The sequence below is a fragment of the Mycoplasma zalophidermidis genome (assembly GCF_018913985.1).
Taxonomy (GTDB): Bacteria; Bacillota_I; Bacilli_A; order Mycoplasmatales; family Metamycoplasmataceae; genus Mycoplasmopsis; species Mycoplasmopsis zalophidermidis.
This window is the reverse complement of record NZ_JAHMHK010000001.1, coordinates 167,274-179,425: the sequence shown is the minus strand read 5'-3', so window position 1 is coordinate 179,425 and position 12,152 is coordinate 167,274. Positions and strand designations below refer to the sequence as shown.

Genomic DNA, 12,152 nt, shown 5'->3' with positions numbered 1-12,152 from the left:
TCCTTACACTAAGTTTGGGTCACTTAATCTCGTATATGGCATTTGTCAAATATCAAAAATATATTTGATTAAGGATTCATGATATTTCATGAACTTATTCTCTCTTATCAAATTAATGACTGTGTCATAATCGGCTCACATTAATTGTTCAACTTCTTCTTTTTGAATTTCGAACTTCTCTATTTCTCAGTCAGTAAAACCGATGAAATAGTCACAAAATATTTTCTTTAGGTTGATTGTGAATGCCGCTTTTTGATGCAAAGGTTCAAAGTTATAACCAATTTCTTCTAACGCTTCTCGTTTTATTCCTTCAACAGCACTTTCTCCATGATCGACCGCTCCACCAACACTAACATCTCACAAACTAGGATATTTTGGTTTATTTGAAACTCTTTTTTGTATTAACATTTCACCCTTTTTATTAAATAAACACAGAAAAGCAACTATATGGTTGCTACCATACTCTAAACCTTCTCCGCGAATGAATGTTTTGCCTGTTTTTTGACGTTCATTGTCATAAATATCTAATAATTCCATTTGTATCTCCTATATCTTTTATTTATAAATATTATTGCATTTTAAATATTTTTTTATACTTTATATATGAAAAAAAATAGTAAATATAAATGGAAATTCGCATCTAAAAAACCGATTAAACTTTTTGCTTTATTTGTGGCAATATTTTTTTTAATTTTTATGTTAGCTTTTTTAGGTGTAATAATTTGAAAATCATTTGATATCGTTAAGGAGTTTGGATTTAAACCTTGGTCATTTGATTTTGATGATGTAGACGGTATTAAGGGAGGTATATTTAATTCAATAGCTATCTCTATAATAATTGCTATTTTTACATTAATTTTCAGTATTCCTTTATCAATAAAAAGTGCAGTTTTAATTACATTTAGACTTAATAATAAAGTAAGCAAGATTATAAAGCTAATTGTGAAAATAATAGGAAGCGCCCCTTCAGTGATTTTTGCATTGTATGCTCTCAATGTTTTAACGAATTTTACTCATTTTATGTTTAATTCGTTTAATGGAAAAAGTTTTATAGCATGTGTTTTGATGTTTATTATATTTAATTCTGCAGTTTTGATAAATAACTTAGTAAATTGTTTTGATTCCATAAATTTTAACCAGCAAAAAATTGCAAAAGATTTGGGAATAAATTCAACATTGATTATCTATAAATTACTATTAAAATCTAATAAAAAGCAAATTTTAAAATGTTGTTTTACGGCTTTTGTTAAAGTAGTTGGTGAGGCATCAGCAGCATCATTTATTATGATTAGTAATAATTCATATAATTTATGGTTTAGTGGCAAAAATTTCTTCAGCAACTCCGTTAAACCAGCTGCAACAATGGTAACAACTAACTTTTTCGCTTTTAAAAGTCGATATGTGAAAGAATATCTATTTGCATTATCATTAACATTAATTATTATGATTGGAGTAATTAATTTTCTTATTACTTTAATTATGAAAACAAATTCGTTTAAAACAACATACAAAGACAATTTAATTATATTGTCCAACAAGTGAAATAATGGAAATAATAAGGAATCCAAAAGAACTAAAATTTATGATAATATTCAAAAATCAATCGAGTGGTTATTTTTTACAATTATTGGCTTGTTAATCATTAGTGTTTTCGTTTATATCTTGATATTCGGATTTTTATCAGTAATTAAACCGACATCAACTATAAAATTTGGTGTAGATACGACGCTTTGATCGATGTCAACCACATTATATGGCGCTATTTGAACAGCAATTATCGTTATACCTTTTAGTTTGATGGTTTCACTTTATTTTGAGAGATTTTCAAGAAAAACGTTTTTTAGCAAGTTAATTAATTCACTATTAATAACAAGCGGAGGTTTACCTTCATTAGTACACGGTCTATTTGCGTATGGTATTTTTATCCATCTTTTTGGTTGAACATTAGATAAAGGTCACGATTCATCATTATTGGCTGGTGTTGCTTCTGTTGTTGTATTGTTAATACCGGTAATGATTAAACAGTTTAATAACGGATTCAAAAAAATTAACAAAACATTAATTAAACAAGCCGCAAATAAAGGTTTAAGTAACCAAAAAATATTTTTCAAATTAGTCCTTCCATTGATATCACCGACAATTTTTAATTGTTTCTTTATGGTGCTAACTCTATTTGTTGCTGAAGCATCACCATTTTTATTAACTTCAGGAAGACAAAATTCAAGAGTCTTTTCGTTGCTTTACCCTCAACAAACGTTAACAACAAGAATGGTGGCAGAATTAAATAAACACGGTTCTAATTCAGGTAATGTGATGTTGGAATGTGCTTTTATAGCTATTTTATTAACTTCTTTATTTTCTTTAATTACTCATTTTGCGACACCGTTATTGAATGTAAAAATGCAAGAAAAAGTTAAGGTGTATTTAATTAAAAACAAAATAGCCGCGTAGGCTATTTTTTAGTATTTTCAATTAAATTAACAACATCTTGTATTGTTTTTAATTTCAGTAATTCTTCATCACTGACACGAATTTTTAATTCGTCCTCAAGGTCAAAAACAAGTTCAGCCAAAGTTAATGAATCTATTTTAAGTTCTTTTAATTCAGAGTTTAATGAAACTTTAGACTTGGTAAATTTTTGCACTTTTTCAATAACTAAATTTGTAATATTCATAGCGTAATTATACAATAATAGCAAATCTTGGTTTATTGTTTATATCATTTAAAATTTTGACATTACTCAATTCATTTCATTTATTAATATGCAAGGGATTAATTTCGAATATAAGTATGCCATCATCGTTTAAATAATTTTTATAATGTTCAAGTATTTTTTTATAAAAATACCACCCTTCGTCTTTTGAATATAAAGCATGTTGTGGTTCTCATTTTAAATCTTTGTCATTATTTAAGATAATATTTTCATCGAGGTATGGAGGGTTAGATATTATTAAATCAAATTTTTCATTTACATTTGAAAATAAGTCACTTTGGATAATATTTACGTGTGTATCACTGCCAAGGTTATCAATTGCATTTTCCCTAGTTTGCTTGATAGCGATAGGATCAATATCAGAAAGAGTTACTTGTACTTTTGGCGCATTCACCTTAATTGCCAAACCAATAAAACCTGACCCGCAGCAAAGATCAAGTACTTTAAAATCATTGTTGTTTTTCACATATTTTTTTAAAACCAAATCAACCATTTCTTCAGTTTCATATCGAGGTATTAAAACCTTATGGTCTAGTTTTATCTTAGTATTTAAAAATTCAATATATCCCATAATATATTGAATAGGCATTCCTTTTTGAAGTTTTTTTAGTTCTTCATCAGAGATTATTTCGCTTAATCCATAACGACGTTTTTCTAATTTTAATTCTTCGATTGTAGGCATTATTTTAATCCACTTGCTGCTATTTTTTGGTTTTGTTCTTCAGTCAGCAAACTTTCAATAATTGAATCTAATTTGCCTTCAATTACTTGTTTTAAAGATGTGGAATAACCGATTCTATGGTCAGTTACACGGTCTTGAGGATAGTTATATGTTCTAATTTTTTCACTTCTGTCCCCGTGTCCCGCTAATTTTCTATAACCCGATTCTTCATCCTGTTTCTTTTGCATTTCAAGGTCGTAAAGTTTAGATCTAAGAACTGACATTGCAGCTTCTTTGTTTGCAATTTGGCTACGTTGATCTTGAGATGTTACCACAATTCCGGTTGGAATATGTGTAATTCTAATCGCTGAGTCAGTGGTATTAACACTTTGTCCTCCCGCTCCAGAAGAACGATATGTATCAATGTTAATATCTTGAGGTTTAATTTCAATATCTATACTATCATCAATTTCTGGCATTACTGTTACCGTTACTGTTGATGTATGAATACGCCCTGAACTTTCGGTTGTTGGTATTCTTTGGACTCTGTGCACACCTGTTTCAAATTTTAGTTTTGAGTAGGCGTTTTCGCCTTTGACCATAAATACTATTTGACTAAATCCGCCGGCATTTGCTGGCGAAGTTGAAAGAACACTTTGTTTAAAACCGACCTCTTCAGCGTATTTTGAATACATTCTGTATAAATCGCCGGCAAAAATGTTTGCTTCATCACCTCCGGCAGCTCCACGAATTTCAATGATAACGTTTTTATCATCATTTTCATCTTTTGGTAGAATAAGAATTTTTAATTCTCCCTCTAGTTCAACTAGCTGTGGTTCGTTTTCGTCAATGATAGATTTAGCGAATTCAACTTCGTCTTGATCTTTTGATGAAAGCATAGTTTTGGCCGTTGCTATGTCTTTTTCTAAGTTTAAATATTTAGTGAAAACATTGGCAATATCTTTAATTTTGCCAACTTCACGATTTATTTTTGTGTACTCCTTTATGTTGTTAATTACTGATTCTTCGGTTAATTTTTCGACTAGTTCATCATGTTTATTTTTGATACCCATTAATGATTTGTACATTGTTTGTTCCATAATCTAATATTATAAACTAAACCAGCAATATTTACATATGTCTTTAGGCGATAAATAAAAAAACGAGAATTTTCTCGTTATTATAGTAAGTGTATGTTTTGTTCAGCGAGTTCTTGCTTCATTTTTTCGGGCCAATATGAAGATTGGACCTCTCCGATATGGTGTTTTTCTAAAATTAACATACATAATCTGCTTTGTCCTATTCCACCACCAATTGTTAATGGTAAAAGATTATTTAATATGTTAGCGTGAAACTCCGACATTTCAGTCAATTCTTGGACACTTCTATTCGATTGCTTTAATAAAGCGTCTCTATCTACTCTAATACCCATGGACGAAATTTCAATTGCCTTATCAAGTCAAGGTGCATAAATAATTAAATCACCGTTCAAGTCTCAGTCATCATAATCAAAAGCTCGACGAGATTGCACATAACCAGATTTTAAAGGTCAGCCAATTTGATATATAAAAATTGTTCCTTTTTCTTTGGCTAGTTTTTGTTCCCTTTCCTCGGGAGTTAATTCAGGATAAAGATTTTCTAATTGTTGAGAACTGATAAAAAACACTTCTTTACTAAATTTTGTGTCTAATTTGAACTTTTCATTAATGTGTTTTTTGGTGAGTAAAACCGATTTATAAATCTTATTTACTGTATATTTTAAATACTCAATATTTCTATCTTTTTTATCTATTATTTTTTCTCAATCTCATTGGTCGACATAATATGAGTGTATATTATCCAATTCTTCCTCACGCCGAATTGCGTTCATATCGGTAAACAAACCTTCATAAAGATTGAAATCATAATCATGTAATGCCTGTCTTTTTCATTTTGCTAATGAGTGAACTATTTGCAATTCTTCTGTTGAATTTTTTGGTAAAAATGAAACCGGTTTTTCGCCATTTAAACCATCATTTAAACAAGATTCTGATGTAACAAATAGTGGTGCGGTAGCTCTCGTTAAATTTAACTCTAATTTGAGCAGGTCCTGGAAGTACGAGCGCAAATCTTGGATTGCGCTCTGCGTTTGTCTAATTGATAACTTTGATTTATACATTTTAACTCCTTAGTGAATAGATTATATAAGATTATTGTGTAATTTAAAATTTTCCTTATTCATTGAGAAATGAGTATTTTAAGATAACTCTTTAATTCATTTTTTTTGACAAACACTTATATATTAAATAAATACAAGGAATTCCTAAATTGGTTTCGCGATTAACGAGTCGATAACTATATGTCCTCATTGTAGCTTACTGATTGTCATAATAAAAACCAAAACAAATTGGCTCCATAAACATGTTTTTGGTCAAGAGTCTTATAAAACGATTAATTAACAAGAAAATACAATTCCCCATCTACAAAAGCGAATAACGTACTTATGTATTTTTTCTTATATATTAATAGTACTATATCAAAATTAAAAAACACATGTCTAGTATAAGTAATCTAAAGTCTTGTGACGACTTGGAATATTGTCGGGTATTATGATATTATTTGCCCTTTTTTTATTATTATTTTCTTGTTAATAGTTATAGCAATAATAAAAAAATAAAAAACCAAGCGTTTGCTTGATTAAAAATATTTATTTTTCGATTTTAACTTTGATACCAGGACCCATAGTAGGTGAGACAACCAAGTTTTGCATGTATGCGCCTTTAACTGCGGTAGGTTTTAGTTTTTTAATTAGTGAAATAACAGTTTGCGCGTTTTCAACTAATTTTGCTGTATCCATAGATACTTTTCCAATTTGAGTATGTACAATTCCGGCTTTATCTGTTCTATAGTTTGCTTTACCTTTTTTAAGTTCTTCAACTGCTTTTTCAGGAGTTGGAGTAACTGTGCCAGTTTTAGGGTTTGGCATTAGACCTTTAGGCCCAAGTTTTTTACCGTATTTACCTAATAATGGCATCATTGCTGGATCAGCAACCATTACGTCAAAGTCAAATTCGTCTTCTTTAATTTTTTGTTCTAAAGCAGCACCGTCAACTACTTGATCAGCACCCGCCGCCTTAGCAAGTTTTTGTTTTTCTGGGTTATTTGTAACTACTAATACTTTTACAGTTTTTCCTGTTCCATTAGGCAATAGAACTGAACCACGTAGTTGTTGGTCAGCTTTACGCACATCTAGGTTTAGTTTGAATACTAATTCGATTGATCCGTCAAATTTTGTGTATGAAGTTCTTTTAGCTAAGTCAATAGCTTCTGTTAAATCGTAAGCAACTGATTTATCAAATGATTCTCATGCAGCTTTAATTTTTTTACCAACTTTAGCCATTATTCTTCTCCTTCAGTTTCTTCTTCAACGGTGTCAAATGATGTATCTGAACCTTCTGCAGCGGCTCTAGCATCCTCATCTAATTGAGCCTCAAATGCTTCAGCGGCAGCAGCAGCTTTAGCAGCAGCTTTAGCAGCAGCTTTTTCAGCAGCAACATCATCTCAACCTTCGATTAAAATACCCATGTTTTTAGCTGTGCCAGCTATTGTAGCCATTGCAGATTCAACATCGTTTGTATTTAAATCAACTAGTTTGTATTCAGCGATTTCTTTAAGTTGTTGCAAAGTAATTGTTGCAACTTTAGTAGTTTTAGCGTTTGAGCTACCTTTTTGAATTCCAGCAGCTTTAATTAATTTGTAACTTGCAGGTGCAGTGTAAATTTTGAAATCAAATGTTTTATCTTTGTAAACAGTAATTTTAACTGGAACTGGTTCGTTACCTCTGTCACGTGTTGCGTCATTGAAAGCACGGGTGAAGTCAGGCATGTTAATACCTACACCAGCCAATTTTGGACCTGGTTTGGCTTGTCCCGCTGGGAATTCTAATTTACGTACACGAACAATATCAGATTTTGATTTTGCCATAATAAATTTATCCTTTCGATATTGTGGTTCTAGCGATATATATCTCCCACTAGTTTAGAGGCAATTATTAAATTGCTTTTTAATTATATATTAATGATTAATTTTTAAGATATTTATTTTTTCTACATTTTAAACTGTTAAATAACTGTTCTCATAATGAATGATTTACTGAATAATATAGAATTTAAGTCATATTTGTTTAAATAATATAGCAACATTATTTAATAAACACAATAATTCATTGTTATTAAATAAAATTATTTTTTGTAAAAAACCCTTCGCTCACCATAAAACCATAAACCTTTTTTTGTGGTTTTGGCGAGATTTTCGCTCTTTTTAAGTTCGTTTAAATATTGTATATTCTCATAATCATTAGTTCAATAATTTATATTTTTTCTATTTTTTGAAATATATTTTACTCTTGCTAAACCGGATTTCAGTAAATTTAATGCAATGTCTTTGTCATTATGGTTGAATACTTTGCATATCCATCTTTTATATTTATCTTCTGTAATTTTAACAATTTTGATAGGTTTTTTATTTAATAATTTGATAACTTCAACTTTAGCTTTTTGCGCAAAAAAATTTTCTAAATCAGCCACAGAATTATTGCTTTTTTTCGTTTCTGGCGTATCAATGCCATAAAAACGAATCCCTACTTTAACATTATCAATATAAGCATAAATTGTATCTCCGTCTGCTACATAATAACTATTTAATTTATAGTTAGAATATTGCGAAAAATTCATGGTACAAGCCAATGTTGATAAAGGAATAGATAGTAGCGGTATAAGTTTTAATCATTTCATATATTATTAATATCTTTCAGAGATTCCTTTTTTTTAAAAAAAGTAAAAAAAATGTATTTTTACTGAAAAATGCAATAAAAAAGCAACAAAGTTGCTAATTATTAAATTTTTCTTTTAAAATAGTTTCGACTATTTCTATTGCTTTAGTTGGGTTTACTTGGCCACCAGAAATTTTCATTAGAGAACCTTGTATCATTTTTAATACTCTTTCGGGACGTGAAGTGTATTCACCAACTAATTTTGTATTTTGTTCAATTATTTCATTAACTCATTTTGTGATTATATTAGGGTCTGATATTTGTTCCAAATTGTGTTTTTTAACTAATTCATTGACATCGTCATGATAATTTTGTAATAATGGAATTAGTTTTTTAAATGAACGTCCACTTATAATATCTGAATCCATTAGTTGTATTGACTGAGATATTTGCTCTGGGTTAATATTTAGATCACAAACATGTTTTTGTGTTGAATTTGCTAATGAAACAATTTCAGCGAAAAACAATTTTGATAATTTTTCTTTATCAGGGTAATTAATTGAGTCAAAATATTTAGCCATTTCCAAATCATTTACTAATGAATTAATGTAAATATTTTGAATACCTTCTGATTTATAACGTTCAGTGCGTTCTCAAGGCAATTCATTCAGTTTTATATTACTTATGAATTCATCACTAATTTTTATAATTGGAATATTCGGTTCTGGGAAATATTTATAATCGACCCCACCAGTTTTTGTTCTCATTACTATATTTGATTGAGTTTCAGGGTCAAATCTTTTTGTTTGTTGTAGAATTTTTTCTCCAGTACGCAATTTTTTGGTTTGTATTTCGATTTCGTTTTCAATAGCTTTTGCAATCCCTCTGAAAGTGTTGATATTCTTAATTTCAACCTTGGTTCCTAAATCATTAAAACCCTTAGGGCGTAATGAAATGTTGATATCAGCTCTTAAAGAACCTTCTTCCATTTTTGCGTCTGAAATTCCTAATGAAAGAGCAATTTGACGGATTGAGGAAACATAACTAACCGCTTGTTCGGGGCTTTTAATGCAAGGTGTAGTAACTATTTCTATTAACGGAGTACCAGCACGGTTATAATCTAGTTTAGTAACTTCTCCGTGGTGTTGTCTGGCGGTATCTTCTTCTAAGTGGATTCTTTCGATAGTTACAGTATCTCCAGTGTTTTGGTCAATAATTAAAGTACCATTTGAGCCTATTGGTTTAAAGAATTGTGTGATTTGATAACCTTTAGGTAAGTCGGTGTAAAAATAGTTTTTACGGTCAAAATGCAACTCAGTATCTATATCCATTTTTAATGCCTTAGCCAATTTTATAGCGCTAATTACTGCTTGTTTATTTAACAGAGGCAATGTGCCCGGATAACCTAAGTCGATTTGATTTATACATGTATTTGGTTCAGCATTGAAATCAATTTTAGCACTTGAGAACATTTTTGTTTTAGTGTTTAATTCAACATGAATTTCTATACCAATTATTGTTTCAAAACTATTCATTATTACCTCCTAAAAATTCTTCCATTCAAAGTGCAAATGAAAGCAATTTTTCATCTGTGTAAATTGATGTTTCTAATGCTATATTTACACCTAAACCATCAGAATTTTTGATTCATGGAACGGTGATTGAGGGCAAACCAGCTAAATTAGAAGTAGTTAGTATGTATTCCATATAATCTCTAGAAATATTTTTTGTTGATTCTATAAATGGCGCTATGTCGCCACTGGCAGGGAAAATAATTAAATCATATTTATCATGCAATTGGTCTCAGTATTGTTTTATTATTCGGCGAACTTGCTGTGCTTTGATTAAAAGTTCTTTTTGATTTTCAGAGTGTAAGAAAAAGCTACCCAATGTCAGTCTTCTTTGAACCATCGTTCCGAATCCTTGAGAACGAGTATTGGTCATTATTTCTTGTCAAGTTTGACCTTCTTTTCTTGAACCGAAAGCTATACCATTAAGATTGGCTAAGTTGCTTGATGCTTCAGAGTATGAAATAATATCATAAACTGGCTTTACAGCACGAATCAAATCTTCATTAATTTTTACCATCTCTATTGAAATATCAGTATTTTGAAGCTTTTTAATGATATTAGTATAGGATTCTTGAACCACATCTGACAGCAGATTAATATTTATGTCTAAAATCCCAATTTTTTTAGGTTTGATTTTTTCAATATTATTAATTTTAACTTCTACGGTCGTGAAATCGTTTTTATCAATGCCATATAGAACCTTTGAAATCACTGCAATGTCATTCACGTTGTGAGCAAAATAACTTACAGTGTCAAGTGATGAAGCATACGGGAACATCCCATACCGACTGATTGCACCATAACTAGGTTTGAATCCAACTAGCGAATTGTATGAAGCTGGTAAACGCACTGAGTCGCCGGTATCTGAACCTAATGAGAAGCAAATGTCTTTAGTTAATGTTGCGGCAGAACCAGAAGATGAACCTCCAACTAAACGTAGTGAGTCTAGTGGATTTTTTATCAAACCAAACGCACTAAAGGTACCTGTACCTCCCAATGCTAATTCGTCATTATAAACCTTTGCAACTGGAATAGCACCTGCATCAATTAATTTAGATACAGCAGTAGCGTTATAGCCTGGATGAAAATTTTCCAGTATTTTGCTTGAAGCAGTTGTTTTTGCCTCCTTAGTAGCAAAGACATCTTTAATTGTAAAAATAGCATTGTTTAGTAACCCGTCCCCAACTTTTTTAGGAGCATTAAAAATATGAGCAACAGCATTATTTTCGTCTTTTTCAATGGAAATTAAAGCTTTTTCGAGATTACCTAAATTTTTAATTTTCATTACTGTACCACCTTCGAAGTTATGATGTAATCTTCATCAGAATCATACGCATTTTTTAATGCTATTTCTTTAGTTATTGCTCCAGTGTAGTCAACTTCATCTTCTCTAAAAAAGTCAACTACCGGTGTTTCGTTGATATGGGTTAACGGTTTTACTCCGTTGGTATCTATTTTATTTAAAAAAGATAACTGTTTTTGAATGCTGTTTCATTCAACTAAAATTTGATTAATTACTTCATCGCTTGGTTCAAGCATTAATGAACTAACTATTTCAACAAGTTTTGTTTTATCTATTTTTTTCATTTTTCCTCCTCGATTCAATTGATTGGATTTGCTGTAAATTGTTTATTATTTAAGTATTCTAAACTTCCTTCTAAATTGTTAAATTTTAATGAATATGAGTGTAAATAAAGTCTTCTGGCTCTCTTTGCTCCATATTTAATATCACCCAAAACAGGTGCTTTTAAGTTAGCACAAGTTAATCTAATTTGGTGTTTACGCCCACTTAATAAAGTAGCAAAGTATTGATTATTAATTACTTCGATTTTGGTTGTAGCTAACTTAGCATTATTTCGATTCTCTTGAGTAACGACCATTTTTTGTACTGAATCATCCTTTGAAGTCAAAAAAGAATAAATACCAGGTTCAATATGATGTTCGGGTATAAAAAGATACTTTTTGACTAATGAATCTTGTTTTGTGTTTAATTGGACAAGCGATTCATAGTTTTTGGCATAAATTATTAAACCACTTGTTAATTTATCCAATCTACCAACATGGCTTGGTTTAAATGCCGTGTTTTGAGTAAAGTTTAGATATGAATAGACCTGTTGGTCTAAGGAATTTTGGTTTGAGTGAACCTCAACACCTGGTAATTTATTTATTAATAGAATATTTTTATCTTCATAAATAATTTCAGAGTTCAAAGTTAGATTTGGATTTGATTTTAACAAAAATGCATCGGAATCATTTAAGCCATAAATAGTTATTGAATCATTTGAATTTATAATGTAATTTGGATCTTTATTGCGCTTTGAATTTATACGAATATCGCCTTTTCTTAATATTTTATGAATTCTTGATATAGGAACATTTTTATAAATAGAAGTTAAAAACTTTAGTAATTTACGACCTTGGTCATTACTGGTTGCGATAAATTCTTGTTTTGACATA

13 protein-coding genes are annotated in these 12,152 nt (G+C 30.1%); 1 reads left to right on the top strand and 12 read right to left on the bottom strand.

Annotated elements, in window-relative coordinates; all coding sequences use genetic code 4:
• Positions 1 to 3: 3 nt before the first annotated feature.
• Positions 4 to 537, bottom strand: coding sequence for an NUDIX hydrolase (locus KQ878_RS00735; RefSeq protein WP_216505222.1), 534 nt, complete (start codon positions 535 to 537; stop codon positions 4 to 6).
• 66 nt (positions 538 to 603) lie between these two features.
• Here KQ878_RS00735 and KQ878_RS04315 point away from each other — a divergent pair, with 66 nt between their 5' ends.
• Positions 604 to 2,451 (top strand): ABC transporter permease subunit, encoded by a 1,848-nt coding sequence (locus KQ878_RS04315; protein ID WP_216505221.1) that lies wholly within the window; start codon positions 604 to 606, stop codon positions 2,449 to 2,451.
• 1 nt (position 2,452) lies between these two features.
• Here KQ878_RS04315 and KQ878_RS00725 read toward each other — a convergent pair whose 3' ends face one another.
• The 11 genes from KQ878_RS00725 to KQ878_RS00675 form a co-directional block, all read right to left on the bottom strand.
• Positions 2,453 to 2,674 carry a phosphopantetheine-binding protein gene (locus KQ878_RS00725; protein WP_171111252.1) on the bottom strand — a complete coding sequence of 74 codons (222 nt, stop codon included), beginning with the start codon at positions 2,672 to 2,674 and terminating at the stop codon, positions 2,453 to 2,455.
• Positions 2,675 to 2,681: 7 nt separating this feature from the next.
• Positions 2,682 to 3,395 (bottom strand): peptide chain release factor N(5)-glutamine methyltransferase, encoded by a 714-nt coding sequence (gene prmC, locus KQ878_RS00720; protein WP_216567735.1) that lies wholly within the window; start codon positions 3,393 to 3,395, stop codon positions 2,682 to 2,684.
• Positions 3,395 to 4,474 (bottom strand): peptide chain release factor 1, encoded by a 1,080-nt coding sequence (gene prfA / locus KQ878_RS00715; protein ID WP_216505213.1) that lies wholly within the window; start codon positions 4,472 to 4,474, stop codon positions 3,395 to 3,397. The genes prmC and prfA overlap by 1 nt, the downstream gene beginning before the upstream one ends.
• An 80-nt stretch (positions 4,475 to 4,554) precedes the next feature.
• Positions 4,555 to 5,532, bottom strand: coding sequence for an aspartate--ammonia ligase (locus KQ878_RS00710; protein WP_216567734.1), 978 nt, complete (start codon positions 5,530 to 5,532; stop codon positions 4,555 to 4,557).
• Between the two features lie 528 nt (positions 5,533 to 6,060).
• Positions 6,061 to 6,753, bottom strand: a complete 693-nt coding sequence (rplA, locus tag KQ878_RS00705) for a 50S ribosomal protein L1 (protein WP_216505211.1) — start codon at positions 6,751 to 6,753, stop codon at positions 6,061 to 6,063.
• Positions 6,753 to 7,337 carry a 50S ribosomal protein L11 gene (gene rplK, locus KQ878_RS00700; protein WP_216505210.1) on the bottom strand — a complete coding sequence of 195 codons (585 nt, stop codon included), beginning with the start codon at positions 7,335 to 7,337 and terminating at the stop codon, positions 6,753 to 6,755. Before rplK ends, rplA begins: the two co-directional genes overlap by 1 nt.
• Positions 7,338 to 7,594: 257 nt before the next feature.
• Positions 7,595 to 8,146 carry a thermonuclease family protein gene (locus tag KQ878_RS00695; protein WP_216505209.1) on the bottom strand — a complete coding sequence of 184 codons (552 nt, stop codon included), beginning with the start codon at positions 8,144 to 8,146 and terminating at the stop codon, positions 7,595 to 7,597.
• 94 nt (positions 8,147 to 8,240) lie between these two features.
• The gene (gene gatB / locus KQ878_RS00690) at positions 8,241 to 9,659 is read right to left on the bottom strand and encodes an Asp-tRNA(Asn)/Glu-tRNA(Gln) amidotransferase subunit GatB (protein WP_216505208.1); all 1,419 of its coding nucleotides are present in this window, start codon (positions 9,657 to 9,659) and stop codon (positions 8,241 to 8,243) included.
• Complete coding sequence (locus tag KQ878_RS00685; RefSeq protein ID WP_216505207.1) at positions 9,652 to 10,980, bottom strand: amidase family protein; 1,329 nt, start codon at positions 10,978 to 10,980, stop codon at positions 9,652 to 9,654. The genes gatB and KQ878_RS00685 overlap by 8 nt, the downstream gene beginning before the upstream one ends.
• A complete protein-coding gene (locus KQ878_RS00680; RefSeq protein ID WP_216505205.1) occupies positions 10,980 to 11,282 on the bottom strand; it encodes an Asp-tRNA(Asn)/Glu-tRNA(Gln) amidotransferase subunit GatC in 303 nt (100 codons plus the stop codon). Before KQ878_RS00680 ends, KQ878_RS00685 begins: the two co-directional genes overlap by 1 nt.
• On the bottom strand, positions 11,270 to 12,151 hold the full coding sequence (locus KQ878_RS00675; protein ID WP_216505204.1) for an RluA family pseudouridine synthase: 882 nt from the start codon (positions 12,149 to 12,151) through the stop codon (positions 11,270 to 11,272). Before KQ878_RS00675 ends, KQ878_RS00680 begins: the two co-directional genes overlap by 13 nt.
• Position 12,152 lies beyond the last annotated feature (1 nt).